We start from the raw sequence: 25919 nt of genomic DNA, 5'->3' as shown, positions 1-25919 counted from the left end.
CGCTTTCGTGATCGCGGAACGCGTCTTGCGATGGTATTCGGAGGTGGCGAACCGCTTGCCGCCATTCCCCCTCTGTGGGAGACGTTAAGAACAGACGAGAACGGTTCGGCCGTTTCTCCGTCCGCAGGCGCCCCGTTTAGCGCGCGGCCGGAGCAACGCCAAGGGCGGCACCGGGTCGCCCACCGCCGGAACGATCACCGGGCCTTGGCCCGGAACGCTTTGGCCGGTTCGGTCATGTGGGGGGATCAGCGACCTTTGATGAGCGCCACACGACATTTCCCGAAGCCCATCTCTGCCGGCCGTCGTACCGCCCGCTTCGTGATCGGCGCGCTTGCCGCCTGTCAGTTGCTTCTCACGCCCGCTTTCGCCCAGGCCCCGCAGGGCAAGGGCCTGCCGGTGATCCGCGACACCGAGATCGAGAACCTGCTCAAGGACTACACCCGCCCGATCCTTCGCGTGGCCAAGCTGTCGCAGCAGAATATCGAGGTGGTGCTGATCAACGATCGCGCCTTCAACGCCTTCGTGGCCGATGGCCGGCGCATCTTCGTCAATACCGGCGCACTGGTGGACGCCACCACGCCCAACCAGATCATCGGCGTGCTGGCGCATGAAACCGGCCATATCGCCGGCGGCCACCTCGCCCGCCGGCGCGAGCAACTGGCTGGCGCGCAGACCATGGCCATCGTCGCCATGATGCTGGCGGCGGGCGGCGTGGCGGCGGGTGCGGCCAGCGGCAACAACATGGGCAATGCGGCAGCTGGTGCCATCATCGCGCCGCAGGAGATGATCCGCCGCTCGCTCCTCTCCTACCAGCGCGAGGAAGAACAGGCCGCCGATCGTGCGGCCGTGACCTATCTCAACGCCACGAAGCAATCCGCCAAGGGCATGCTGGAGACGTTCGAGCGCTTCCAGAACGACCAGCTCTTCATCAGCCAGCGGATCGATCCCTATCTGCTGAGCCATCCCATGGCCCGCGAGCGCATCGCCGCGCTGGAGACGCTGGCCAAGGCCAGCCCCTATTTCAATGCCAAGGATTCTCCGGAGCTGCAGCACCGCCACGACATGATGCGGGCCAAGCTCGTTGGTTTCCAGGAACGGCCGGACGGCGTTGCCCGGCGCTATCCGCCCACCGACCAGTCCCTGCCTGCCCAATATGCCCGCGCCATCTCCGCCTATCGCTTCGGCAACATGTCCGCGGCGGTGGCGCAGATCGATGCCTTGATCGCCAAGGAGCCGGGCAATCCCTACTTCCCGGAACTGAAGGGGCAGGCCCTGCTTGAGAGCGGTCGCGCCGCCGAGGCCCTCCCCCCACTGCGCAAGGCCGTGAGCATGACGGATGGCGCCCCGCTGATCCGCGCCATGCTCGGACAGGCGCTGGTGGAGACAGGCAACGCCGCCTACATGGACGAGGCGATCCGCGAACTACAGCAGGCGACCCAGCGCGATCCCGGCAGCCCCGGTGGCTGGCGCGCCCTTGCCAAGGCCTATGGGATGAAAAACAACCGGCCGGCGGCGGACCTCGCCTCCGCGCAGGCCTCGCTGATCACCGGAGACTTCCGCACCGCTCAGATGCTCGCCGCCCGTGCCAAGCAGACTCTTCCGCCCAATTCGCCGGGCTGGCTGCGTGCCGACGACATTCTGAACAGCAAACCGCCCAAATCAGACGACAGATAGTCATCTGATACAGACTTGGAGACGGCTTCGGAGATCAGCTGCCATCTGATCCGATCCGGCTCCGGACCTCGCACATGGAGAATTCGATGCTGTCCCGTTCCGGCCTGCGTGCCGCTCTCGCCGCCGTGGCCGCCCTCGGGCTGACGGCGACCACCGTCCTTCCGGCCGCTGCCTTCACCGATCAGGAAAAGGCCGAACTCGGCCCGCTGATCCGCGACTACCTCGTCAAGAATCCCGAAGTGCTTCAGGAAGCCATCGCGGTTCTGGAGAAGCGTCAGAGCGATGCGGAGGCCCAGGCCCGCAAGCAATCGCTGGCCAGCATCAAGTCCACGGTGTTCGACAGCCCGCGCGGCGTGGTGATCGGCAATCCGAAGGGCAATGTGACGCTGGTCGAGTTCTTCGATTACAACTGCGGCTACTGCAAGCACGCGCTGCAGGACATCAACGCCCTCATCAAGGCCAACCCCAACCTGAAGGTGGTGCTGCGCGAATTCCCGGTGCTTGGCCCGGGCTCGGTGGAGGCGGCGCAGGTGGCGGTGACGGTGCGCATGGTGGCGCCCGACAAGTATCGCGCCTTCCACGACATCCTGCTCGCCGGCCGGGGCCAGGCCGATCGCGCCCGCGCGCTGGCGGCGGCCAAGGAGGCGGGCATCGACACCGCTTTGCTTCAGAAGCAGGCATCCTCTCCCGAGCTGAACGCCACGCTCGACGAGAGCATGAAGATTGCCCAGGCGCTCGGCCTCAACGGCACACCCAGCTTCGTCATCGGCGATGACGTGATCGTCGGCGCCGTGGGTCAGGAGAAGCTTCAGGAGGCGATCACCGCCAACGCCAAGGCCGCCGCTAACTGAGACCCGGCGCCGCTTGAAACGGGACCGGCGACCCTGTGTCGCCGGTCTCTGCGTTTCCGATGCCGGCCCTGCCCCTGCGTCGCAGGCATGCCCGCCATGTGCGGCTCTGGAGCGCATCCCGCTTCGTTTGCTCCGCAATCGAAACCGGAAAATGTTCTCCAGCAAAGTGTTAGAGGCGGTTTCACGGGGCAGGTTGATGAAATCCGCCCCGATCCGGCTCTGTGTGACCATACCGTGAATGGATAGCGATGCCGTCTTTCCTTGCGGCGGAAGGCCCCGTATAACCGCGCGGGCCCGGCAGGACCGGGCGGCAGGCTGAATACGCACGGATGCCAGATACCATCCACGTCCTTAACGGTCCGAACCTGAACCTCCTCGGCACGCGCGAGCCCGGCATCTATGGCGCCGCGACGCTGGCCGACGTGGAGGCCCTGTGCCGCGACACCGCGAGCAGGCTCGGCTTCGAGCTGGTGTTCCGGCAGAGCAATCACGAGGGCGAACTGGTGGACCTGATCCAGGCCGCCAAAGGCGCCTTCGGCATCGTGCTGAATGCCGCCGCCTACACCCATACGTCTGTCGCCTTGCGTGACGCCATCGCGGCGGTGGGCGTGCCGGCTGTGGAAGTGCACCTGTCCAATACGTTCGCCCGCGAACCCTTCCGCCACCATTCCTATCTCTCTCCGGTCGTCCGGGGCGTGATCTGCGGGTTCGGCCCGCAGAGCTATGTCCTCGGCATCACCGCCCTGGCCGCGACGCGGCAGGCCGGGGCATGAGCGCGACCCCATCCGCAAGGAGCTGCTGCTTGGCGTGAGCCGAGCGCGTGCAAGACAATGATGAAAAACACCAAGACCCCCATCGACACCGACGTCATCCGCGAGCTCGCCAACCTGCTCTCGGGCAGCGACCTGACCGAGATCGAGGTGCAGTCCGACGATCTGCGCATCCGCGTCGCCCGCACGCCCGCCCCCGTCACGGTGGCCGCCGCGCCGGCTTACGCGCCCGCGCCCATGGCGGCCGCGCCCGCGATTGCCGCCGGCGCCGCGCCGGTGGTGGCCGATGCCGCTTCCATCGATTTTGCCAAGCATCCCGGCATGGTCGCCTCCCCCATGGTCGGCACCGCCTACCGCGCGCCTGAGCCCGGCGCGCCGAACTTCGTGGAAGTTGGCACCCAGGTGCGCGAGGGCCAGACCCTGCTCATCGTGGAAGCCATGAAGACCATGAACGCCATCCCCGCTCCGCGCGCGGGCACCGTGACCCGTGTGCTGGTCGAGAACGGCCGCCCGGTGGAATACGGCGAACCGCTGCTCGTGATCGAGTGAGCGGCGGGGGCGCAGGACGCCCCGGCCCGGTGACAAGAATGGAAGCGGCGCGCCACGGAACCGTCCGGCCGGCGCCCCTTCCCCAGACACAGACCCACCGGAGACCCCGTCACGCCCTTGGCGAGCGGGAGCGCGGTCAAGGCAGGTTAGCCCGATGTTCGAGAAAATCCTGATTGCCAACCGCGGCGAGATCGCCCTGCGTATCCTGCGTGCGTGCAAGGAGCTGGGCATCGCCACTGTCGCCGTGCACTCCACGGCCGACGCCGACGCCATGCATGTGCGCCTCGCCGACGAGAGCGTCTGCATCGGTCCGCCGGCCGCCCGCGAAAGCTATCTGAACATCCCCTCGCTGCTCGCCGCCTGCGAGATCACCGGCGCCGATGCGGTGCATCCGGGTTACGGCTTCCTGGCCGAGAACGCCCGCTTCGCTGAGATCCTCGCCGACCACAAGCTGCATTTCATCGGCCCCAAGGCGGAGCACATCCGCATCATGGGCGATAAGATCGAAGCCAAGAAGACCGCGCAGAAGCTCGGCATCCCGGTCGTCCCCGGCTCGGACGGCGGCATCACCTCCGACGACGAGGCCCACAAGGTTGCGGCCGAGATCGGCTTCCCCGTGCTGGTGAAGGCCGCTGCCGGCGGCGGCGGTCGCGGCATGAAGGTGGCGATGACCGCCGAGGATCTCAGCTCGGCCCTCTCGACTGCCCGCAGCGAGGCCAAGGCCGCCTTCGGCGACGATGCGGTCTATCTGGAGAAGTATCTCTCCACGCCGCGCCACATCGAAATCCAGGTGCTGGGTGACGGCAAGGGCAACGCCGTGCATCTGGGCGAGCGCGACTGCTCGCTCCAGCGCCGCCATCAGAAGGTGTGGGAAGAGGCCCCCTCCCCGGCGCTGACCGACGCGCAGCGCCTCGAGATCGGCGAGACGGTCGCCAAGGCCATGCGCGAGCTGAAGTATCTCGGCGTCGGCACGGTCGAGTTCCTGTATGAGAACGGCCGCTTCTATTTCATCGAGATGAACACCCGCATCCAGGTGGAGCATCCGGTGACGGAAATGATCACCGGCATCGACCTGATCAACGAGCAGATCCGCGTCGCCGCTGGCGAGCCGATGACCGTCACCCAGAAGGACGTGAAGTTCACCGGCCACGCCATCGAGTGCCGCATCAATGCCGAGCACCCGACCACCTTCCGACCCTCGCCCGGCAAGATCACGCACTATCACGTGCCCGGCGGTCTCGGCATCCGCGTGGATAGCAATGCCTATCAGGGCTACACGATCCCGCCCCATTACGACTCGCTGGTGGGCAAGCTGATCGTTCACGGTGCCAACCGCGAAGAGTGCCTGCGCCGTCTGCGCCGGGCGCTGGACGAGTTCGTGGTGGACGGCATCGACACCACCCTGCCCCTGTTCCGCACGCTTGTGCGGACCCGCGACATGGCGGAAGGCGCCTACGACATCCACTGGTTGGAGCACTTCCTCGCCGAGGGCGAAGGCAAGGCGTGATCCGCCCATACGGAATGCAAAGACGGCGGGCCTCGGCCCGCCGTCTTCGTTTTTAGCTATGGAACACCTCGCCCCCGCGACAAATAAACTGCGGTTTCGTCTCGCAGTGGTGTTCGGGGCAGGATGCACGCAGGCCCCGACCTGACATATGCTGATGCCATGAGCCGCCCTCGCGACCCTCTGGTCGAAATCACCCCTGACGTCCTTCTGAAGGCGTATGCCTGCGGCATCTTCCCCATGGCGGAGAGCGCGGACGATCCCGGCCTCTACTGGATCGAACCCGACCGGCGCGGCATCATTCCGCTGGATGAGTTCCACATCCCCTCCCGCCTCGCCCGGACGGTCCGGCAGGATCGTTTCGAGATCCGCATCGATACCGATTTCGAGGGCGTGATCTCCGGATGCGCCTCACCGCAGGACGGACGCGAGAAGACCTGGATCAACCCGCGCATCCGCTATCTCTACGGCGAGCTGTTCGCACGCGGCCAGTGCCACACGGTGGAAGCCTGGTTGAAGGGGCGCCTCGTGGGAGGGCTCTATGGAGTGGAGCTGGGCGGCGCCTTCTTCGGCGAAAGCATGTTCCATGTGGAGCGTGACGCCTCGAAGGTGGCGCTCGTCCATCTGGTGGCCCGGCTGAAGGCAGGGGGCTTCACGCTGCTGGATACCCAGTTCGTCACCGGGCATCTGGGCGGCTTCGGCGCCGTGGAGGTCACGCGCCGGCAGTATCATCGCCTGCTGGAGCAGGCCCTGCCCGTGGAAGCGGATTTCTACCGCTGGGCGCCCGGCTTGACCGTCACCGGCGCCGTGGCTTTGCAGTCGGTGAGCCAGACGTCGTAGATCGGGTGCTCCACGCCGTGGAGACCCGGGCTGGAGGCGAACATCCAGCCGGTGAAGATGCGCTTGGCTTCGCCCTTTAGCGTGATCTCGTTCACTTCCGCGAAGGAGGTGGTGTTCTGCGGCTCGGTCGGCGGGCGCGTGTAGCAGGCGCGCGGCGTCACCTGCAGGGCGCCGAACTGCACCGTCTCGCCCATGCCCACCTCGAACGAGGTGATGCGGCCGGTGATCTTGTCGAGGCCGGCATAGACCGCCGTGGGATTGACGATCTTCTCCGCGGGCGGCGGCACCACCAGCACATCATTGTTCACCGGCGGCTGCGCCGGGGCGCCGGGCTGGGCCGGAGCGGCGGCGGCAGGCGGAGGCGTGGCGGGACGGCCGGCGGGCTGGCGCTGCTGCGAGGGCTGCGCCTGCTGGGGCTGGCCTTCATAGATGCCGCGATAGGTGCCGGCGGGCGGGGCACTGGGCTGCGCGGGCGGTTGCACCTGCTGCTGGGACTGCGGCACATATTGCGGCTGCGGCAGCGGCTGGCTTTGCACCTGTCCCTGTCCGCTCTGCCCGGCCCGGCCGCCCTGATACTGCGGCTCAAACAGCCCCTGATAGGGCGACTGCTGGGCCGGCTGCTGCTGATATTGCGGCTGGGGCTGCGCCCGCTGCTGCGGCTGGGCGCGATTGTTGGACGGATAGCCGGGATAGTCCGGCTGGCCGACACCCGCCGGCGGCAGGAGCGGCTGCGAATCGATGGCCTGGGCCAGCGTCAGGCCGCCTCCCCCGGTCAGCGCAGCGGCCACCACGACGGAGGCGAGCATGGCGGAGACAAGAGGAGAGAAACGCATCAGACGCGCACCTGCAAAGTTTCGGAAGGCCGGCCGTCCGGCGTGCGCACACGGCGCTGAGTGCTCGTTAACACTCGCAATAAGGCTTGGCGAGGGCAGCGTGAAAAACGGGGCCGATTGCGACAGGGCGGAAATGAGATTACCCTAGGGAAAGTAGCGTTGCGCAGGCGTCTCGGAAATCGAGAGGTCGAACGCCATGACCAGCCTCACATCCCCCTATTGTGCGATTTTGGCCCCGGCTGCGGTCCTGCTTTTGACCGCCCAGCCGGCCGAAGCTCTGGACATGCAACAGATTCGCCAACAGTGCCGGGCAGAAAACCCTCAAGGCACCCGTCGCGGCACAAATGATATGCAGGTAGACGCCTGCATTCAGCGGAAACAGGCGGAGACTGCGGCTCAAACGCCAAAGACCGGCCAACCAACAACCAGACCCCAAAAGACGAAGAGCCAGTAGACGATGCCGTCTACTGGCTCTTTGAACGGGATGAAACGAACGCGGGGCGGGTCTTACTCTCCCGGCGTCCAGGCGTTGTAGTCGCCGGTCACGCGCGGGCGGTGGCCGCCGGATTGCACGGAGCCCTTTGGCCGGTAGGCCAGAGGCGAGCCCGTGAAGTTGCGCTGATGCGGTTTTTGCCATTCGCGGGGCGTGTAGTTTTCTTCCGTCGGCGGGGTGTCCACGCGGTGGTGCATCCAGCCGTACCAGCCGGGAGGAATGGTGGTCGAGTCGGCATAGCCGCTATAGATCACCCAGCGCCGATCGAAGCCCAGCAGCGGGTCCACGGCACCGCCCTTGGTGCGGTAATAGACATTGCCGAACTCGTCCTGGCCCACGCGCTCGCCGAACCGGCGGGTCCACAGGGAGGTGCCCGGCGTGGTCTTGTTCCACCAGGTGAAGATCTGGAGCAGCAACTCTTTCACGGGACCGCGCCTCGCTTGATTTCGGGCGGAACATGCCACCCCGCCAGTCCCCTGTCCACCCGAACATGACGCCCGCGGTGCACGGCCACACAGCCTCACGTCAGGGTATGAAGATCGTCATGACATAAATGGCGAACAGCACCAGATGCACGAGGCCGTTCAACATGTTGGTGCGCCCGGTGCCGAAGCTGACGATGGACAGCACCAGCACCAGCAGCAACTGGACGCGATCCTCCGGGTCGATGCCCAGCGTCAGCGGGCGGCCCACCAGTTCGCTCACCAGCACCATGGCCGGCATGGTGAGGCCGATGGTCGCCAGTGCCGAGCCGAGCGCGGTGTTGATGCTGCGCTGGAGCTCGTTGTTGCGGGCGGCACGAATGGCGGTGATGGTTTCCGGCAGCAGCAGCATGGCCACCACCGCTGCGCCCACCACGGCATCAGGATCGCGCAGACCGAGCCTGTCGAGCCCCTCCTCCACACCAGCCGCGACCCCGCTGGACAAGGCGACGATACCGGCGAGGCAGCAGAGCAGCAGTGGCACATGCACCAACAGCGAATGCTGCGGCGCTTCGCCCGCCTCATCCCGCTCCTCGGGCAGGAAATCGTCGCGATGCCGCACCGTCTGCATGAACAGGAAGGCGCCGTAGAGCACCACCGTACCCACCATCACGAAGCCGATCTGGAGCATGTTGGTGGCGCCTGTGCGCCCGGCGAAAGTCTCCCCCGGTAGCAGCAGGCACAATACGGAAATGGCGATGATGACCGACAGATAGCCGTTCACGCCCTGCTGCCGCACATCCTGCTCATAGTGCCGGAGCGCCCCGAGAAGCAGGCAGGCGCCAACAATGCCGGTGCACACGAACATCACCGTGGACAGCACGGCTTCGCGGGCGATGGTCGGATTGTTCTCCCCATTCAGCATCATCGCCACCAGCACCGAGACCTCGATCACGGTGACGCTCAGGGTGAGGACGAGGGTGCCGAAGGGCTGCCGGATCCGTGCCGAGACGCCCTCCGCATGATGGACCGCCGCAAAGCAGGATCCGACCAGCAGAAAGGTCTCGAACGCCGATACACGCCAGGAGAAGGGAAGTGCGAGAGCTGAATTCAGAATGGCGAAGCCCAGCGACGCCAGCGGAAACAGATAGGCAAAAACCGTCAGCCCCATCATTCCATCCCCGGCGGCGGAGCTGAGCCCCCGAAAAGCCGCGTTGAAAAACCATGCGTGCAATCAGGCCGAGCCGACGGCCGAAAATACTCCGCCACCCTGCGACGGCAAAAGGTCAAAGCGAGACGGCCGCGCCCTGCGCCTTGCGCCCCGCCAGGACGCCCAGATAGCAGGCCGCAAGCGATGCCCCGGCCAGCGCGGTGATCTCCGCATGGTCATAAGGCGGCGAGACTTCCACCACGTCGAACCCCCTCAGGTCCAGGCCGCCGAGACGCCGCAGCGTATCCAGCGCCTCCCGGCTGGTGAGGCCGCCGCACACCGGCGTCCCCGTTCCCGGCGCGAAGGCTGGGTCCAGCGCATCGATGTCGAAGGTCACATAGGCCGGCGCGTCTCCCACCCGCTCGGAAATGGCCGCAGCGAGCCCCTTCGGCCCGAGGTCGGCGGCAGCGAAGCCGTCGATGATGCGGATGCCGTAGTCCTGTGGGGCGTGGGTGCGGATGCCCACCTGCACCGAGCGATCCACGCGGATGAGCCCATCCTTCACCGCGCGGGTGATCATGGTGCCATGGTCCACGCGGGTGCCGTCATCGTCCCACGTATCCTGATGGGCATCGAACTGCACCAGCGCCACCGGCGCGCCGAGCTTCGCCACCAGCGCCTTGAGGATGGGATAGGTGAGGAAATGGTCGCCACCCAGCGTTACCAGATGGCTGCCACGGGCGTAGTGCCGGGCGGCCTGCGCCTCGATGGCGGCCGGAATGCCGGCGGGCAGTCCGTAGTCGAACACGCAGTCGCCCGCATCCGCCACGTCCAGCGTCTCGAAAGGATCAGCGTTGAAGGGGTAGAGCGGATCGCCATCGAGAATGGTGGAGGCGGCGCGGATGGCGCGCGGCCCGAAACGGGTGCCCGGCCGGTTGGAGACCGTGACGTCCAGCGGCACGCCCCACACCACCACCTCGGCCCCGCCGCCGTCCTTCGCGTAGCGGCGGCGCAGGAAGGAGGAGGCGCCGGAATAGTTCGGCTCCATGGACTGGCCATGGCGAAAGCCCGGATCAAGCGCGCGGTCTACAGGGCGGGGCGCCAGAGGGTCTGTCATCAACGCTCCATCCTGCTGCATGGCCGGAACCGGCGGGGATCATCCCCGCTCAGATGGCATATTCTCCGCTCTGATGCGCGGCGGGCGCGCGGCAGTCAATGCCGCCCCCTGCGGCCGGAAACAGCCGGGCGCGATCAAAGCGCACGGCCACCTTCGTGCCGAGCGGTGCGGTGATGGCGGGGGAAATGTCCGCCTCCACCTGCCCGCCCGCCACATCCACCGTGAGACGGCGGATGGCGCCATGTCGGCGGAAGGCTTTCACAACCCCGTCGAGGCCGGGCGTGCCGGGCATGGCGATGCCCACATCCTGCGGGCGTACGAACAGCAGGCCCGGCCCGTCGACCACGGGCACCAGCGGGCTTGCCACTTCAGCGCCGGCCACCGCCACCTTGCCGTCCGTCACCGCCACGTCGAGGCGGCTGGATTCGCCCATGAAGCCGAACACGTGGGGGGTTGCCGGGCGGTCATAGACGTCGTCGGGTGTGCCCACCTGTTCGATGCGCCCCTCGCTCATCACCACCACGCGGTCGGCCAATTCCAGCGCCTCGTCCTGATCATGGGTCACGAACAGGGTGGTGTGGCCGGTCTTGTCGTGCAGTTCACGCAGCCAGGCCCGCAGCTCCTTGCGCACCAGCGCATCGAGCGCGCCGAAGGGCTCGTCCAGCAGCAACACCTTGGGCTCGATGGCGAGCGCCCGTGCGAGCGCCACGCGCTGGCGCTGGCCGCCGGACAACTGCGCCGGGAAGCGGCCGCCATACCCCTCCAGTTGCACGAGACCGAGCAGATCCGCCACACGGGCGCGGATGACGGCCTCCGGCGGGCGGGTGGCGCGGGGACGGGAGCGCAGTCCATAGGCGATGTTGTCGGCCACGCTCATGTGGCGGAACAGAGCATATTGCTGGAACACGAAGCCAATGCCCCGGCGCCGCACCGGCACCTGAGAGGCATCGACGCCACCCAGCATCACCTGCCCGCTGTCGAGGGTTTCGAGGCCGGCGATGATGCGCAGCAGGGTGGTTTTGCCGGACCCCGAGGGGCCGAGCAGCGCCACGAGCTCCCCCGGCTCCACGTTGAGCGAGATGCCCGCGAGCGCGCGATGCGGCCCGAATTGCTTGACGGCCTGTTCAATGGCGACGGCAACGGTCATGAGAGCCGACGTCCCTCCCCTTCCTGCAAGTGACGCGCCTTATGCCACGGCATGAGCGGCCTTGAAATGCGCCTCTTCGCGAAGAAAAAAAATGCGCAGACCACCGCCCGATACGCCCGGTTCATGCTGTTCTGATATATATGGCTTGCGGGTGCCACCCTGACTTGTAAGCCACAAGTTCATTCACGATAATGATACCATCTAACATTTGATATGTCGTTTGATCTTGCCACCATCATGTTCATCGCCATTGCGATCGGCGCGCTCATGGGCGTGCTGCAGTTGGTGGCGTGGCTTCAGATGCGCACGGAAATGCCCCTGGCGCTGTGGGGCATAGCTGATCTGGTGTGCGTCGCCGGTGCCGTGATTTCGACTGTGAATGATGGCTATCGCAGTCCGCTGGTGGCACCGCTCGCCAGTTCCTTCTTCCTGCTGGGTGCTGGTGCCATTTATCTGGGCATGCGCTCCTTCGACCGCGAGCGGAACTGGCCGTGGAGCGGAAGCCTGGTGGTGGGCCTGGCGGTGGGCGCCTATGGGCTCAGCATCCTGCTGTTGCAGGACAATGTGAATGCGCGCGTCGTCCTCTACAGCGCCATCATCAGCGGATGGCTGGCGGCTGCCGCGTGGCGTCTGGTGCGGCTACGCCGCAACGCCTCCACCTTCGCGCGGGTGATGACCTCGGTCTTCCTCTCCACCCTGTGCGCCTTCCATCTCGCCCGCCTGATCGGCGCGCTCGTGAATCTCGACAGCCCCGCTCCCCATGTGGGCCCACAGGATCTGGCTCTGGCCATCGCCATCGGCCTGTTCTGCGTGGTGGGGCTCAACAGTGGCGCCATATTCATGGTGCTCGACCGCCTCGCCTCCTGCGACGAACTCACCGGCCTTGCCAATCGCCGTGCCCTGCTACGTGCGGGCGAGGGCCTGTTCAACAACGCGGTCGCGCGGCAGCGGCCCTTGTCGGTGCTGCTGGTCGACCTTGACCACTTCAAGTCCGTGAACGACCGCTACGGCCATCGCACCGGCGACCGGGTGCTGCAGCTTTTCGCCCAAATCGCACGCGAGGAAGTCAGGTCCGGCGATCTGCTCGGCCGCTATGGCGGCGAGGAATTCTGCATCGTCCTGCGTAGTCTCGGCAGCGATCCGGCGGCAGCCGTGGCGGAACGCCTGCGCGCGCGCGTGGCGCAGGATCTGGCCACGCTGGACGGACGGCCCATCGGCGTCACCGTCGCCATCGGCCTCGCCAGTCGGGACACACAGGATCGGACGATCGATACCATCCACGCGCTCATCGATGCGGCGGATCATGCGCTTTACGCCGCCAAGGACGGCGGCCGCAACCGCGTCATCCGCGCCCAACCGGCACCGGCCATTGCAGAACCGGACATCGGGCCGGGCACCGCCGGTCCGGACACGTCCCCCCTGCCCCAGCCGAGCGCCTGAAGCGGCCGGCGTATTTATTCCGGCAGCAGCCGGCCGGAATAAAGCACCTCGCCGGTTGGCACGACATCGCTGCCACTGCCCGGCTCCAGCGTCACCTGCAACATGGCCTTGGCCGCACCCTTGGGACCGAGACGGCGAAGGATGTCGGAGCGCGCGGTGAAACCGCTGGAGAAGGTGCCGAGCGACCGGGCGGGCTGACCGTCCGGTACCAGCCAGAGCTGGTAGGTTTGACCCGCGGGTGCCGGATCGAGGAAGGGGCGCACCAGAATGTCGCCGTCGCGCACGCCGACACGCACCAGCACCGCCGCCGAGCGTTCCGCCTGCAGCGAGGCGAAATAATGCAGATCGGTGTAACGGTCCCATTCGCGATAGGCGAAAACGCTGCCGCCGCCCACCAGAGCGACGCCCAGCAGGATCGCCGTCCAGCGCCATTTCTTCAGGCGCGCCTGTACGCCGGGCGCCATGTCGCCCAGGGGCTCGGCCAGCACCGGCTCGTTGTCGCCCGCCTCAGCCTTGTTCGGCACGGCGAATGCGTCCTGAAGCGCCGGCAGGCCCTTCTTGATCTCTTCCTCCTCTTCCGGCGTCAGCGGAATGGGAGGGGGGATGAGGGAAACGGCGATGTCGGCCCACAGATCCGCGGGCGGCGCGATGGGCACGGCCAGTTCGTGCAACGGCGCCAGACGGCGCTCCCACATGCGCGCAACGTCGGCAATGTCCGGTTCATCCGAGATGCGGGTCCGCGTCATCAGCCGCAGGGCGGCGGGCAGCGTCCCGAGAACATATTCCGCAACGAACTGGCGGTCGTCGTCATTGACGGTCATTTGGAGAGCTGCTCGTCGATCTCGGCCACGCTGCGCTTCAGCCATGTGTTGACCGTGTGCATGGGCGCGTCGAAATAGACGGACAGCGCCTCGCGGCTCCAGCCGTCATAGAAAGCCAGCAGCACCATGCGCCGACGCTCCTCGGACAGGGTTCCGAGGCAGGCCAGAAGGCGCTTCAGCTGGTCCGAATGGGTGCCTTCGGCCAAGGGATCCTCGGCAGGCTCCTCCACCTCGAACGGCTCCCATGACTCGCCCGCATCCTCATTCGTGCGTGCGGTCTCGAGCGCGCTCTCGCGCACGATACACACCATCCAGTAAAGCGGATCGAGATCGGCCGGCAGGGTACGGGCGCCCTTCCAGATCTTCAGATAGGCGGTTTTGAGCGCCGACTTGGCCAGTTCCGGCCGACGCAGGATGCGCAGGCACAGGCCATAGAGCTTGGGGCTGGAAAGCTGATAGAGCCGCTCCATCGCATCGAGCCGCCGATCGGCGACATCGGCGATGATGGGTCTCAGGCGTTCCGAGCGCGTCACGGCCGTTCCAGTCCCATGACGGGCAACTGCTCCCATTGCGGAGGATCTCCTGCTGCCGCGGCGCGGCCTGCCGGGGAGGCGCTGCCGGCGCGCGGCGGCCGGTAGGGCGGATCGAAGGAAGCCGGCGCCGCGCGTCAGCTTTTAGGAAAGGCTAATCGAGCAGCCGCCTCTTGTCGCCTCTCGCAGCCCCAGGCCCAGAATGGGCCATGCCTGCGGCAGAAACGCTCAGAGCCGGGCTGGCTCGCCCTGCCGCCAAGTGCCGCGGGCGACCGGCTCGGCATCGGTTGCGCGCTCGCGCTCTCCGGCGGCTTCCACCAGCACCAGTTCTGCTTCCGCTTCCTCGAACGCCGCCTGCGCCTCGGCACGCTGACCGCGCAGCTCTCCGGCGGAGCGCTCGAGGTTCTCCTTGCGCTGGCGCGCGGAGGCGGCGAGCGGGGGATAGGCGAAGTGCTTGGGATCGGTGATGCCGGAGCGCTGCTCCTCGCCGGAGATGTCTCTCTCCAGTTCTGCCGCCATGCGGTCGAATTCGCCGATCATGGTGTCGATCTGGGCGAGGCGACGACGGGCGTCCTCGATCTTGAACCTCTTGGCACGGATCAGGGGCTCACGGGATTTCATGAACGCGACACTCCCAGGCACGCGAGAACGCTGGAACCGGTGATCCGGCCCACTTCGCAAGGGAGAATGGCCACATACGGTTGTCGTTTTGTTACCGCAGGGCCCCCGAAATGGGGAAAATCGCCGCAACCCATCGCGTGGAAACCAATCGTTTACCCCCTTCGTTAATGATGACCTCACGGTTCGGAATGCGCGTCGTCGACGCGAAGTTCCGGTGTCCAAAGGCTTGTCCGATGGTGTGCTGCTACGGTGTAGGTTAATGCGAACGACTTGAGTGTCTGGTGCGGAGTCAGTCTTCGCAATCATGCACAAAGTTTTTCGGCGGGACTCTTGTCCTGCCGAATCAGTTTCGGTTAACGATTCTACACGCGAAATGCGAATCACTCGTCGGGCCGAGCACACGGAAGGCGGCATCCCGCCATTCGGGTTGTTGCGAGGAAAGGGATTGCCATGCGCGTCTTGCTCATCGAGGACGACAGTGCGACCGCACAAAGCATCGAGCTGATGCTTAAGTCCGAAAGTTTCAACGTCTACACGACGGATCTCGGTGAAGAAGGCGTCGACCTCGGCAAGGTCTACGAGTACGACATCATTCTTCTCGACCTGAACCTGCCGGACATGTCCGGCTTCGAGGTGCTGCGCTCGCTGCGCCTCGCCAAGGTCAAGACGCCGATCCTCATCCTGTCGGGTCTCGCCAATACCGAGGACAAGGTGAAAGGCTTCGGCTTCGGCGCCGATGACTATCTCACCAAGCCCTTCCATAAGGACGAGATGGTAGCGCGCATCCACGCCATCGTGCGGCGCTCCAAGGGTCATGCCCAGTCGGTGATCCAGACCGGCGACCTGCTGGTCAATCTCGACACCAAGACCGTCGAGGTCGAGGGTTCGCGGGTGCATCTGACGGGCAAGGAGTACCAGATGCTGGAGCTCCTTTCCCTGCGCAAGGGCACCACCCTCACCAAGGAGATGTTCCTCAACCATCTCTATGGCGGCATGGACGAGCCTGAGCTGAAGATCATCGACGTCTTCATCTGCAAGCTCCGCAAGAAGCTGGCCAATGCGTCCGCCGGCAAGAACTACATCGAGACCGTATGGGGTCGCGGCTATGTGCTGCGCGAGCCCAACGGCGCGGTGGAGAAGATCGCCGTCTGATCCGGGATCGCGTCGCCACCAGCGGCGCGCACAAAAAAGGCCCCGCCGATTTCGGCGGGGCCTTTTTTTGTTGTCACTGAGCTATCCAAACGCAAAATCGCGAGGCCCCTGACAGGGCGTGGACAGATGGCGGCGCCTCAGGACGCCTTGCCATCCCGCCGCTTGCGCATGAGCGCCTCGAGATCCGCATCCTTTGGCTCGGGCAGCGCGATATTGGTGGTCACAAGCAGATCGCCGGCACCGCCACCCGCCTTGGGCAGGCCCTTGCCGCGCAGGCGGAAGGTGCGCCCGCCCGACGTCCAGGCCGGGATATTCAGCTCCACCGCACCGGAAAGCGTCGGCACGCGCACCTTGGCGCCGAGGGTGGCATCCTCAAGCGGCAGCATCAGCTCGGAGCGCAAATCGTCGCCCTCGCGGCGGAACTTGGCGTGAGGCGCATAGGAGATGGTGACGAAGGCATCGCCTGCCACCCCTCCTTCGAAGCTCTGATCGCCCTGCCCTTTCAGGCGCATGCGATGGCCGTCCAGCGTGCCGGGCGCGACCTTGAGATCGAGTTGCTTGCCCGAAGGCAAGGTCACACGCTTGTTGGCGCCCTGAACCGCATCTTCCAGCTCGATGGGGAGGGTCAGCTCCACATTCTCACCCGGTTTGGGCGAGAAGCCGCCGCCAGCAGACCGCTGCTGCCGGCCAAAGCCGAAGATGTCACCAATGTCGTCAAACGCCCCACCGCCGGCACCACCGCCCGCACCGGGGCGTCCGCCACGACGGGTGTAGCCGCTCTGGCCCTCAGGGCCAAAGGTGAAGCTCTCGAAAATGGTGTCGCCATCGAAGCCGCTGAAGCCACGCGGACGCCGCGTGCCGGCGCCGCCGAAACCGCTATAGTCCGGCGCGCGCGGCTTCCCGTCGCCATCGATCTCGCCGCGGTCGAACTGGCCACGCTTGTCCTTGTCGGACAGGATCTCGTAGGCCGCGTTCAGTTCCGCGAACTTGTCCTGGGCCTTGGGATCGGACGTGTTGGCGTCCGGATGCAGCTTCTTGGCCAGACGCCGGAAGGCGCGCTTGATCTCGGCTTCATCGGCGCTCCTTGCGACGCCGAGGATGTCGTAGGGGTCCCGCATGGGCAAATTACCTCGGGGCCAGCGCTCATCGGCCGGCCGCGCCTTTCATGTGGTGCGATGTTGCCCGATTGCAACGGGAGAACTCAAGCCCTCCCCAATTTCCGCGCATGCCGTCCCGCGCACGGCCCCACATCACGGCACCGGGATCCCGCCAATCCCACAGCCGCCTGCCGGACCTGCAAGCCTTCATGCAGGCTAGCCTGCCGATTGCCACGTACGTCAAGCCTGAAAGGTGTCATGTGAGGCTTGCGCCAGCATCGCCGGCCCCAGAGACGCGGCTGATCAGGCCTGCCCCAGAAGGCGCACACCGGAGAGCGTGGTGCCCCCCTTCCCGTCCCGGCACGCTTCGCCCTGCGCCCAGTGTTCGCCCTTGGCATCCACGACGCCGATGCGGAAGTCGCGGCACTTGTTGTCCTTGAGGCCGCCGACGGGGGTTGCCGTACCGCGTGCGCCGGTCTCTCGATTTTCCCATGGAATGCTGGGGGCGGTTTCTTTGCTATCCAGCGCGGTATCGAGCGCGAGTTTAGCCTGCGCCCAGTCAGCGGCGGCGATGCCTTCGGGCGGTGCTCCGTGGGGCACGGGAACCGTGAGCGAGACCGGCTGAGGCTTGATGGAGCCGGTGATCAGCGTGTCGTCGTCGCGCAGGCCCAGCGATCCGCAGCCGGCGACGGCCAGCGACAGAACGCCGGTCGTCAGCATGACACGCACCGCTGGCAGAGCGCCCGCATTAGGCCTATATGGGCGCTTGATGTCCTGCCCGCGCCGTACCAGTTCCGAATGCGGCGACACGCGATTGGCTCCTGTCATGTCCGATGAAACGATGGAAACCCAGAACCCCTTAACGTCTGGTGATTTCACCGCCGCAGCCGAGCCTTTCCGGCTGTTTTCCGAATGGCTGGAAGACGCGAAGAAGTCGGAACCGAACGATCCGCATGCGATGACACTCGCCACCGTCGATGCCGATGGCCTGCCGGACGCGCGCATGGTGCTGATGAACGGCCTCGACGAACGTGGTTTCGTTTTCTTCACCAACACCGAAAGCAACAAGGGCCTGGAACTGGCGGTCAATCCGAAGGCCGCCCTCGTTTTCCACTGGAAGAGCCTGCGCCGTCAGGTGCGCGTGCGCGGCCCGGTGGAGCGCGTGACCGACGCCGAGGCAGACGCCTACTTCGCCACCCGCCCGCGCCTGTCGCAGATCGGCGCCTGGGCGAGCCAGCAGTCCCGCCCGCTGGAAGGCCGCTTCGCGCTGGAGGCGGCAGTCGCCACCACCACCGCGCGATATGCCGTCAGCACGGTGCCGCGCCCGCCGCACTGGACCGGCTTCCGCATCCTGCCCGTGCAGATCGAATTCTGGCACGATCGCCCGTTCCGCCTGCACGACCGCATCGTGTTCAAGCGGAGCACGCAGGATGCCGGCTGGGACCGGACCCGCCTCTATCCCTGATGTGCGAACATCCTCGCGGCGCATGATGCTCGCGAGGATCGTTTCCGTGCCCGCTTCGGGCCGTTCGTGTCCTGCCCAAGTATCTTGCCGAGGTTCCTGCCCATGGTCGCCGCCACCAACCAACCGCCGCGCATCATGCTGCTGACGGGTGCCTCGCGCGGCATCGGCCACGCGGCGGTGAAGCGCTTCTCCAGCGCCGGCTGGCGGGTGATCACCTGCTCGCGCCATCCCTTCCCGGAGCAATGCCCCTGGGCCGGCGGGCCGGAGGACCACATTCAGGTGGACCTCGGCGATCCGGAGGACACGCTGAGGGCGGTGGAGGAGATCAAGCGCCGACTGCCGGATGGCGAGTTGCACGCACTGGTCAACAACGCCGGCATCTCGCCCAAGGGCGAGAACGGCTCCCGCCTCGGCACGCTCGATACACAGCATGCCACCTGGGCACAGGTGTTTCAGGTGAATTTCCTGGCGCCCATCATGCTTGCGCGCGGGCTCATCGAAGAACTGAAAAAGGCGCAGGGGTCGGTGGTGAACGTCACCTCCATCGCCGGCTCGCGCGTACACCCCTTCGCGGGCGCGGCCTATGCCACCTCCAAGGCGGCCCTTGCCGCTCTGACCCGCGAGATGGCGGCGGACTTCGGACCTCTGGGCGTGCGCGTGAATGCCATCGCACCGGGCGAGATCGATACCGCTATTCTTTCGCCGGGCACCGACAAGATCGTGGCGCAGATCCCCATGCGCCGGCTGGGCACGCCGGATGAGGTGGCCAAGATCATCTATGTGCTGTGCACGGAGACCTCCTCCTACCTGAACGGCGCGGAGATCCACATCAATGGCGGGCAGCACGTCTGACCGCCGGCACCAGCCCTCAGGCGGGCATTGCCGACCTCAGAGCCAGCGACGCCATTTGAAGAACAGATAGGGCAGGATCCCCGATACCACCATGGCGCACAGCGCCAGCGGATAGCCGTAGGTATAGGCCAGCTCCGGCATGTGCTGGAAGTTCATGCCGTAGATGGATGCGATCAGCGTCGGCGGCATGAGCACGACGGACAGCACCGCGAAGATCTTGATGATGTTGTTCTGCTCAAGACCGACCATCCCGATGGTGGCATCCAGCAGGAATTGCAACTTGTTGACGAGGAAGGCCGCATAGTCGGACAGACCCGACACGTCACGGTTCATGCTCTTGATGGCGCTGCGGCCCGCGGCGCCGATGGGCCGCGCCTCCACATCCGCCCCAAGGAAGGCCAGGAAACGGGCGAGCGAGGAGAGGCTCTCACGGGCGTGGGAGGTCAGGCGCTCCTTGCGGCCGAGCTGGGTCAGGATCGCGCGATAGACCTGATTGGCATTGCCGCTCTTGCTGCGTGTCTCGAAGGTACGGCGGGACAGGCGGTCGATGCCGGCACCGCATTGCTCCAGCACGTCGGCGATGCGGTCGACGATGGTGTCGAGCAATTCCACCATGATGGTTTCGCCGGTGAGCGTCGTCGGGCAGGAGCGCGCCAGGCGTTCAGCCAGAACACCGAAGGCGCGCGGTTCGGCATAACGCACCGTCACCAGCGCCTTGTCGGTGAGAATGAAGGTGACGGGCGCAAGTTCGGGTGTCTCCGTCTGGCTGCCGCAGAGCACGGTGAGTGTCATGTAACGGGCGCCCTGCTCCACATAGAGCCGGGAGGACGCTTCGATCTCCGCCATTTCCTCGCGCGTGGGGATTTCGACGCCGACCGCACGCTCCACCACTTTGTCCTCGCTATTGGCGGGGACAGACAGGTCGAGCCAGACCGTTCCTTCGGGGACTTCGCCATCGGGCGATACTGGAACGGCTTTCAACGCGCCGCCGCGCGGGCAATAGGCAACCAGCATGGCGCGCAACTCTCCAGAGGGCGTCCGATTTCGTGACACGCAGGCAAGCACGAAGCCGCGCATCTCGGCAAACCCGCCGGACGGCGCATGACAGCCGTCACCTTCGCGCCTTGGGCTTATCGCTCTCGAAGGCCGCAGATGCCTGCGCATCGCCACGGCCCGCCTTGATCCGGCGGGCGGTGATGTTCACGCGTTGCCTAGCCTGAGGGGGCGCCGCGTCAGATCGATCGAGACCGGATCAGGCCGCGAGGAAGTCGATGTCGCGCAGGGTTACGACCTTGCGCTCCTGCGTCGCCTTTTCCTTGTCGTCGCGAGCGGGGGAATACTGTGCTGCAGCGGCAACAGCGTTGATCCCGATCTCACGCCATTGGGCGCTCTGGCCGGCATAGTGCTTATGTTCGGCCTCCAAGCGAGCTTGCTGCTCCAGGACCGTGTTCGAGGACATTTTACCTTCTCCTTTCCAGCGCGCCGTCGGTTTCGGGTAACGACGCTTTCGTCAGCACCCGTAAAGAGATGGTGGCCAACTGCGTCGAAACTTTGCAGACCGCGCGTCATGTCCATGGTCTTACGTAGACAGCATCGCGCCGGCCTTGCAACGGCGGGTTAATGCCTGCCGATAGGTGAGAACCTGCGGCATTTTTGCAACAGGAATTGCGGCAGTGCACCGGGGCACAAAGTGGCCCCTTCTAGGCACATGGGGGTTGGGTTAATTCAGGTTCTGACGGTCTCGATTCGAGACCTTTTCGTGCAAGAAATGAGGCGGCCATGCGGGCGCGGGCGATTGCGGTTGTTTTGACGGGTATCATGTTGGCGGGCTGTCAGACCAACCAGATCCAACCGACTTCCGAGGCCGCGCTGAAGCCGCGCGACAAGCAGCTCCTTGCCAACGCTCCCTATCCCAAGGTGAAGCCGGAAGGTGAGTTCGCCCGTCAGATCGTCAGCTACACCGGCAAGGAAAAGCCCGGCACGGTCGTGGTCGATACCGACAAGCGCCTGCTGTATTTCGTGCAGGGCGACGGCACCGCCATCCGCTACGGCGTGACGGTGGGCGAAGAGAGCCTGGCCTTCCGTGGCGAGGCGAAGGTGGGTCGCAAGGCGGAATGGCCGAGCTGGACCCCCACTCCCGAAATCCACCAGCGCATCGCCGGCCTGCCGAGCTTCGTCGGCCCCGGCCCGCAGAACCCCATGGGTGCTCGCGCGCTGTATCTCTATCAGGGCAACAAGGACACGCTGTTCCGCATTCACGGCACCAACCAGCCGGAACTGCTGGGTCAGGCCATCTCCTCCGGCTGCATCCGCATGCTGAACGAGGACGCCATCGACCTCTTCAACCGCGTGCCGGTCGGCTCGAACGTCGTGGTGCTCTGAGCCTCCGACGCAATCATCTGGAAAAGCGAAAGGGCGCGGCTTCGGCCGCGCCCTTTTCGCTTGTGCACCATCCCGCCCAGTCACGCGGCCGAGGCGCCCCTCCCCGCGCCTACCCCCCGGAACGCGACCGGGCCGGGATGGCCGGGCGCGGAAGGGGCAGCGGCACCACCGCCATCTCCACCAGTTCTCCCTCCTCCTCGGCAGCCTGAGCCGGGGCCGGCGCGAAGAACGGAAACAGGGGAGCGGCTGCGGGGGATGGCGCGGCCACCGGCTCGGCCGCCGGAACAAGCGGAGTAGCAGCCGGAACGGAAGCTGGGGTACCGGCGGCCGGCGCATTGGCGACAATGGCTGTCGGCCGGATCTCCCAGCGACACAGCCGGATATTCAGATAGCGCTGCGCGAGATCCACATGCACGTGGTCCTCGTGATAACCGTCGGAGCCCGGACCGAGCACCGTGGTGAAGCGCGCGCACATGGACGCCTTCATGGACGCCTGAAGCGCCATGGGCAGGCCATTGTCCTTCACCGCGAAGACGCGTTTGTCCTGCAGGACCACGCCGCCCACGTCCATGGCGATGCCTTGCCCATGGTCGCTCATCTTGGCGCCGGCCACGCGATTGCGGGGGCGACAGTCATAGGAGGCAGCCACCCGCACCGTATCGAGCGGACTGCCCAGATCCTGCGCCGCACGGGACAGATCTTCCCGCACCCACTGCGTGATCGCCGCCGCCGCGTCGCAGCGCAGGATGGCGGCGGGCGAGAGCGTGACGGTGGTGCCGTCATCCAGCCGCACACCGGAGAGCTGCACCGGGCTCGGCAGGGAGCAGCCCGGCCGTGCAGCCACGGGCGGTGCCGGCGCGGCGATCATCTGCCTTCGCTGTACCAGTGCCGCGCACGCCGCCGGCAGCCTGCCGCGCGGCGCCTCATTGGCGGCGGCGGAATGGGGAATGTCCTGTATGGGCGGCGGCGGCGAGAAGGTGCGTGTGGTCGTGCCGCCCTCCGGATAGGGCTGCTGGGGCGTGTAGATGGAGGGGGGATTGGGCAGAGGCGCCGCCGGCGCCCCAGAACCGCCTTCGCTCCCCTCCTCCACGGCGGCCTGATCCGTCTCCTCTTCGCCAAGGTCGGGTGGACGCGGCAAGGGAAACGGCACCGCACGGGCGGCTGCCGTCCGGGGGGCGGTCGCCTGCGCCGTGGCGGGACGTGCCGGTTCCCCCCGCATGCGCGGCGTGGCCGAATAAAGCGAGCCTGGCGCGGCGTCAGGCGCGGCCTGCGCACCGGAGAAGCCACAGGCACCGAGCAGCAGGACAGCCATGCTGCGGGCCAGGAGGGGGGAGGAGGCAAAGCGTCGTTCGATCATGTCGGGCGTGATACTAAGGGAGAAGACCCCGTTGCGTCACCGCACGCTCCGCTACCACCCCCAACCCCGTACCGCGCGTCCGTCCGACCGTACCCACGGGACCAGCAAGAGGCAGGGATGAACGGCCTGAAAGCGTTGCTGTTCGACAAGGACGGCACCCTCATCCATTTCGACCGCACCTGGGGGCCGGCGGCCGGCGAGGTGATGCGCGAGCTGGCCGGCGACGATCCACAAGCCCTGCGCCGGCTGGAGGAGGTGAGCGAATATCTCCCCGACGAGCAGCGTTTCCTGCCGTCCTCGCCACTGGTGGCCGGATCCTCCGCTCATTACGGCCCGCAATGGGCGCACTGCCTGGGGCGCGACGCCACCGATGCCTTCTTCTCCGAGATCGACCGCCTGTTCTCACGCGAGGGCCTGCGCGCGCTCACCCCGCTGGGGCGGCCACAGGATGTGCTGGCCCATTTCCACGGGCAGGGCCTGAAGCTCGGCATAGTCACCAATGATGCCGAGGCCAATTCACGCCTGCAGGCCGAAGCGCTCGGCCTCATGCCCTATCTCGACCTCATCCACGGTTATGATTCCGGCTTCGGCTCCAAGCCCGGCCCCGGCATGATTACGGCGGCGGCGGAAGCGCTGAACGTGCCGCCGGACAGCATGGCGGTGATCGGCGACAGCACCCACGACTATGCCGCCGCAAAGGCCGCCGGTGCCCGCTTCATCCTCGTGCGCACCGGGCCCGCCCCGGTCGAGCCCCTGCTGGATGTGGCGGACATGGTGGTGGACAGCATCGACGATCTGCCCCGCCGGCTGGCCGGCGCGGCGATGCCGGCGTAAGTGCTCCCCTTTTTCTGAGCCACGGCTTGCTTTAATCAGGGGCGGTGGAATTGCGGCGGCCCCGGGCCGCTGTCTCAATGCAAGGTCCGGCATGATCAAGCGGCGGCTCTATGTGGAAGAGCGGGAATCGCGAATGGCGCGCTGGAGCTTCCGGCTGGCGCTGTTCTCGGTGCCCGTCATCATTCTCGCCGCCGCCCTCTATCGTTTCGGCGCGCTCGACTTCCGCCCCGCCTTGGTGACGCTCGGCGCAGGCCTTGGCCTTGCCGTCCTTGGCGCCGTGCTGGCCGTGTGTGCCTGCGTTAGCGTCTGGGAGAGCGGCTGGCGCGGCATGGGACGGTCCATCGGTGCGCTCGCGATTGCCGTGGGCGTCGTCGCCGGCCCCGCCGCCGTGCTGGCGCGCGGCGCCATGCTCCCACCGCTCACCGACATCTCCACCGACGCCGTCGACCCGCCGCATTTCCGCGCGCTTGGCATCGCCCGGCCGCGCACCGCCAATCCCACCACCTATCCCGGCGAGAGCGCCGCCGCGCTCCAGCGCGAAGCCTATCCCGGCATCAAGCCGGTGGATCTCGACGCCACCCCGGACGAAGCCTTCAACGCCGTCCTCGCGCTGGTGCAGAAGCGCAAGTGGCGGGTGCTGGACGCCATTCCCCCGCGCGGCGGCCTGCGCGACGGCCAGATCGAGGCCGTGGCCCCGACGCCGCTGCTGGGCTTCCGCAACGACGTGGTGATCCGTGTGCGCGCCACCCCCAAGGGCGGCTCGCGCGTGGACGTACGGTCAAGCTCGCGCTATGGCATTCACGATCTGGGCGAGAATGCCATGCGCATCACAAGCCTGATGGCCGACCTAGCGGCGGAGCGGCGCAAGCACTGAGCAGGCCCCGCGCGTCGCGTCCCGCGTTCCTGTCCGGAGCTTGAACCGTGCGTCTGTCCTCTGCTGTTGTCGGCCTCCTCGGTATTCTCGTATCCGCCTCCGGCACCCAGGCCGGTGCGCTGCTGGCGGACCTCTCCGACCGCGCGCTGAAATGCGCCATCGATCCCGCCTATTATATCGACGCCAAGGGCGCGACGATCAGCACCATCGTCTTCACCGAAACCGGCTGGAACGACCTGACGGTGCCGCTGACCGGCCCGGCACTCGTCGCTGCCGAGACCGACCGGGTGGAGATCGAGATTCCGCCGGCCACCTCAGCGGACAAGCCGCAGCGCATCGCCTTCGTCCGCACGCTGGAAAAACCCGAGCCCGGCTCGGGTAGCCGCAAGCCCCGCACGGTCATCTCCCTGCACGTGGGGGACGATCAGGTGGGCGATGAGTGCTTCGTGGAGAAGGGCCGCAAGCCCTATGTGTCGAGCCGCTTCGACTCCATCCGCGAGAGCGTGTGCGGCAACGATCCGGCGCCCACTTGCGAAGCCCTGCTGGCGAAACGCTGCGGCCCGGAACCTACGCCCGCCTGCACGGTCGAGGCGACCCCGGCGCTGGAACAGGCCAGCAAAGCCTATATCGACAAGATGAACGCCCGCGCCGGAAAACCCGCCCGCTGATTTTTGCGGGTCCCGCAGTCGGAAACCCGCACGGCCGGCCGTCCTTGAGGAGACGGGCCAGTTGGAGCCGAACGTGCTCCGGCCCCGAACAACGGGAGAGACCCCATGCGTGTGATGGTTCTGGTGAAGGCGACCACCGACAGCGAGACCGGCAACATGCCCACGGCCGAACTGCTGGAGGCCATGGGCAAGTTCAATCAGCAACTGGCCGAGGCCGGCATCCTCGTCACCGGCGAGGGGCTGAAGCCCACCTCGCAGGGCAAGCGCATCGCCTTCGATGATGCCAGCCGCACGGTGCGCGATGGCCCGTTCGCCGCCACCTCGGAACTGGTGGCCGGCTTCTGGCTCTGGCAGGTCAAGGACATGGAGGAAGCCATCGCCTGGGCGAAGCGCTGCCCCAACCCCATGCCCGGCCCGAGCGAGCTGGAAATCCGTCCGCTCTACGAGATGGAAGATTTTGCCAACCTCTCCTGATC

General features: G+C 66.4%; 28 protein-coding genes. 15 read left to right on the top strand and 13 right to left on the bottom strand.

All coding sequences use genetic code 11. The features are described from left to right. Positions 1 to 258: 258 nt before the first annotated feature. From IEW24_RS24270 to aat, 6 genes are all read left to right on the top strand, one after another. Positions 259 to 1674, top strand: coding sequence for a M48 family metalloprotease (locus IEW24_RS24270; RefSeq protein WP_188583502.1), 1416 nt, complete (start codon positions 259 to 261; stop codon positions 1672 to 1674). An 86-nt stretch (positions 1675 to 1760) separates the two neighbouring features. Next, on the top strand, positions 1761 to 2525 hold the full coding sequence (locus tag IEW24_RS24265) for a DsbA family protein (protein ID WP_188583501.1): 765 nt from the start codon (positions 1761 to 1763) through the stop codon (positions 2523 to 2525). Positions 2526 to 2854: 329 nt separating this feature from the next. After that, positions 2855 to 3298: a type II 3-dehydroquinate dehydratase gene (gene aroQ, locus IEW24_RS24260; RefSeq protein WP_188583500.1), complete on the top strand. Its 444-nt coding sequence runs from the start codon at positions 2855 to 2857 to the stop codon at positions 3296 to 3298. Between the two features lie 60 nt (positions 3299 to 3358). Then, positions 3359 to 3844, top strand: coding sequence for an acetyl-CoA carboxylase biotin carboxyl carrier protein (gene accB / locus IEW24_RS24255; protein ID WP_373870135.1), 486 nt, complete (start codon positions 3359 to 3361; stop codon positions 3842 to 3844). A 154-nt stretch (positions 3845 to 3998) separates the two neighbouring features. Then, complete coding sequence (gene accC, locus IEW24_RS24250) at positions 3999 to 5351, top strand: acetyl-CoA carboxylase biotin carboxylase subunit (protein ID WP_188583498.1); 1353 nt, start codon at positions 3999 to 4001, stop codon at positions 5349 to 5351. 159 nt (positions 5352 to 5510) lie between these two features. Beyond that, positions 5511 to 6188 carry a leucyl/phenylalanyl-tRNA--protein transferase gene (gene aat / locus IEW24_RS24245; RefSeq protein ID WP_188583497.1) on the top strand — a complete coding sequence of 226 codons (678 nt, stop codon included), beginning with the start codon at positions 5511 to 5513 and terminating at the stop codon, positions 6186 to 6188. Here aat and IEW24_RS24240 read toward each other — a convergent pair. The 5 genes from IEW24_RS24240 to IEW24_RS24220 form a co-directional block, all read right to left on the bottom strand. Beyond that, positions 6119 to 7021, bottom strand: coding sequence for a DUF2155 domain-containing protein (locus IEW24_RS24240; protein ID WP_244644643.1), 903 nt, complete (start codon positions 7019 to 7021; stop codon positions 6119 to 6121). The two genes, aat and IEW24_RS24240, sit on opposite strands and share 70 nt — an antisense overlap. Positions 7022 to 7528: 507 nt before the next feature. Further along, positions 7529 to 7939: an NADH:ubiquinone oxidoreductase subunit NDUFA12 gene (locus IEW24_RS24235; RefSeq protein ID WP_188583496.1), complete on the bottom strand. Its 411-nt coding sequence runs from the start codon at positions 7937 to 7939 to the stop codon at positions 7529 to 7531. A 100-nt stretch (positions 7940 to 8039) separates the two neighbouring features. Further along, on the bottom strand, positions 8040 to 9107 hold the full coding sequence (locus IEW24_RS24230) for a calcium:cation antiporter (protein WP_188583495.1): 1068 nt from the start codon (positions 9105 to 9107) through the stop codon (positions 8040 to 8042). Positions 9108 to 9222: 115 nt separating this feature from the next. Then, a complete protein-coding gene (gene speB, locus IEW24_RS24225; RefSeq protein ID WP_188583494.1) occupies positions 9223 to 10203 on the bottom strand; it encodes an agmatinase in 981 nt (326 codons plus the stop codon). 49 nt (positions 10204 to 10252) lie between these two features. Next, a complete protein-coding gene (locus IEW24_RS24220) occupies positions 10253 to 11350 on the bottom strand; it encodes a sulfate/molybdate ABC transporter ATP-binding protein (protein ID WP_188583493.1) in 1098 nt (365 codons plus the stop codon). Positions 11351 to 11563: 213 nt separating this feature from the next. On the opposite strand from IEW24_RS24220, the gene IEW24_RS24215 reads away from it, so the two are divergent. Next, positions 11564 to 12790 carry a GGDEF domain-containing protein gene (locus tag IEW24_RS24215; RefSeq protein ID WP_188583492.1) on the top strand — a complete coding sequence of 409 codons (1227 nt, stop codon included), beginning with the start codon at positions 11564 to 11566 and terminating at the stop codon, positions 12788 to 12790. Between the two features lie 14 nt (positions 12791 to 12804). Here the strand turns inward: IEW24_RS24215 and IEW24_RS24210 are convergent, their stop codons facing one another. From IEW24_RS24210 to IEW24_RS24200, 3 genes are all read right to left on the bottom strand, one after another. Further along, complete coding sequence (locus IEW24_RS24210; RefSeq protein ID WP_188583491.1) at positions 12805 to 13611, bottom strand: anti-sigma factor; 807 nt, start codon at positions 13609 to 13611, stop codon at positions 12805 to 12807. Beyond that, a complete protein-coding gene (locus IEW24_RS24205; RefSeq protein WP_188583490.1) occupies positions 13608 to 14144 on the bottom strand; it encodes a sigma factor-like helix-turn-helix DNA-binding protein in 537 nt (178 codons plus the stop codon). The genes IEW24_RS24210 and IEW24_RS24205 overlap by 4 nt, the downstream gene beginning before the upstream one ends. 225 nt (positions 14145 to 14369) lie before the next feature. After that, the gene (locus IEW24_RS24200; protein ID WP_188583489.1) at positions 14370 to 14762 is read right to left on the bottom strand and encodes a flagellar export protein FliJ; all 393 of its coding nucleotides are present in this window, start codon (positions 14760 to 14762) and stop codon (positions 14370 to 14372) included. 450 nt (positions 14763 to 15212) lie between these two features. On the opposite strand from IEW24_RS24200, the gene ctrA reads away from it, so the two are divergent. After that, on the top strand, positions 15213 to 15914 hold the full coding sequence (gene ctrA, locus IEW24_RS24195) for a response regulator transcription factor CtrA (RefSeq protein ID WP_188583488.1): 702 nt from the start codon (positions 15213 to 15215) through the stop codon (positions 15912 to 15914). Positions 15915 to 16051: 137 nt separating this feature from the next. On the opposite strand, the gene IEW24_RS24190 is transcribed toward ctrA, so the two are convergent. Beyond that, complete coding sequence (locus tag IEW24_RS24190; RefSeq protein ID WP_188583487.1) at positions 16052 to 17032, bottom strand: DnaJ C-terminal domain-containing protein; 981 nt, start codon at positions 17030 to 17032, stop codon at positions 16052 to 16054. 282 nt (positions 17033 to 17314) lie between these two features. Then, on the bottom strand, positions 17315 to 17731 hold the full coding sequence (locus tag IEW24_RS24185) for an RT0821/Lpp0805 family surface protein (RefSeq protein WP_188583486.1): 417 nt from the start codon (positions 17729 to 17731) through the stop codon (positions 17315 to 17317). Between the two features lie 106 nt (positions 17732 to 17837). On the opposite strand from IEW24_RS24185, the gene pdxH reads away from it, so the two are divergent. Both pdxH and IEW24_RS24175 read left to right on the top strand, forming a co-directional pair. Continuing rightward, on the top strand, positions 17838 to 18476 hold the full coding sequence (gene pdxH, locus IEW24_RS24180) for a pyridoxamine 5'-phosphate oxidase (protein ID WP_188583485.1): 639 nt from the start codon (positions 17838 to 17840) through the stop codon (positions 18474 to 18476). A 102-nt stretch (positions 18477 to 18578) separates the two neighbouring features. Next, complete coding sequence (locus IEW24_RS24175) at positions 18579 to 19328, top strand: SDR family NAD(P)-dependent oxidoreductase (RefSeq protein ID WP_188583484.1); 750 nt, start codon at positions 18579 to 18581, stop codon at positions 19326 to 19328. Positions 19329 to 19364: 36 nt separating this feature from the next. Here the strand turns inward: IEW24_RS24175 and IEW24_RS24170 are convergent, their stop codons facing one another. Both IEW24_RS24170 and IEW24_RS24165 read right to left on the bottom strand, forming a co-directional pair. Further along, a complete protein-coding gene (locus tag IEW24_RS24170; protein WP_188583483.1) occupies positions 19365 to 20342 on the bottom strand; it encodes a magnesium transporter CorA family protein in 978 nt (325 codons plus the stop codon). Between the two features lie 238 nt (positions 20343 to 20580). Then, complete coding sequence (locus tag IEW24_RS24165; protein WP_188583482.1) at positions 20581 to 20787, bottom strand: hypothetical protein; 207 nt, start codon at positions 20785 to 20787, stop codon at positions 20581 to 20583. 320 nt (positions 20788 to 21107) lie between these two features. On the opposite strand from IEW24_RS24165, the gene IEW24_RS24160 reads away from it, so the two are divergent. Then, the gene (locus IEW24_RS24160) at positions 21108 to 21710 is read left to right on the top strand and encodes a L,D-transpeptidase (protein ID WP_188583481.1); all 603 of its coding nucleotides are present in this window, start codon (positions 21108 to 21110) and stop codon (positions 21708 to 21710) included. Positions 21711 to 21819: 109 nt separating this feature from the next. Here the strand turns inward: IEW24_RS24160 and IEW24_RS24155 are convergent, their stop codons facing one another. Further along, a complete protein-coding gene (locus IEW24_RS24155) occupies positions 21820 to 23067 on the bottom strand; it encodes an extensin family protein (protein WP_188583480.1) in 1248 nt (415 codons plus the stop codon). Positions 23068 to 23184: 117 nt separating this feature from the next. Here IEW24_RS24155 and IEW24_RS24150 point away from each other — a divergent pair, with 117 nt between their 5' ends. From IEW24_RS24150 to IEW24_RS24135, 4 genes are all read left to right on the top strand, one after another. Beyond that, positions 23185 to 23901 carry an HAD family hydrolase gene (locus IEW24_RS24150; RefSeq protein ID WP_188583479.1) on the top strand — a complete coding sequence of 239 codons (717 nt, stop codon included), beginning with the start codon at positions 23185 to 23187 and terminating at the stop codon, positions 23899 to 23901. Between the two features lie 91 nt (positions 23902 to 23992). Beyond that, complete coding sequence (locus IEW24_RS24145) at positions 23993 to 24775, top strand: DUF1499 domain-containing protein (RefSeq protein ID WP_188583478.1); 783 nt, start codon at positions 23993 to 23995, stop codon at positions 24773 to 24775. A gap of 47 nt (positions 24776 to 24822) precedes the next feature. Continuing rightward, the gene (locus tag IEW24_RS24140; protein WP_188583477.1) at positions 24823 to 25443 is read left to right on the top strand and encodes a hypothetical protein; all 621 of its coding nucleotides are present in this window, start codon (positions 24823 to 24825) and stop codon (positions 25441 to 25443) included. A 105-nt stretch (positions 25444 to 25548) separates the two neighbouring features. Then, the gene (locus tag IEW24_RS24135; protein WP_188583476.1) at positions 25549 to 25917 is read left to right on the top strand and encodes a YciI family protein; all 369 of its coding nucleotides are present in this window, start codon (positions 25549 to 25551) and stop codon (positions 25915 to 25917) included. Positions 25918 to 25919 lie beyond the last annotated feature (2 nt).

The sequence above is a fragment of the Azorhizobium oxalatiphilum genome (assembly GCF_014635325.1).
GTDB lineage: Bacteria > Pseudomonadota > Alphaproteobacteria > Rhizobiales > Xanthobacteraceae > Azorhizobium > Azorhizobium oxalatiphilum.
This window is presented reverse-complemented; position numbering and strand designations above follow the sequence as displayed.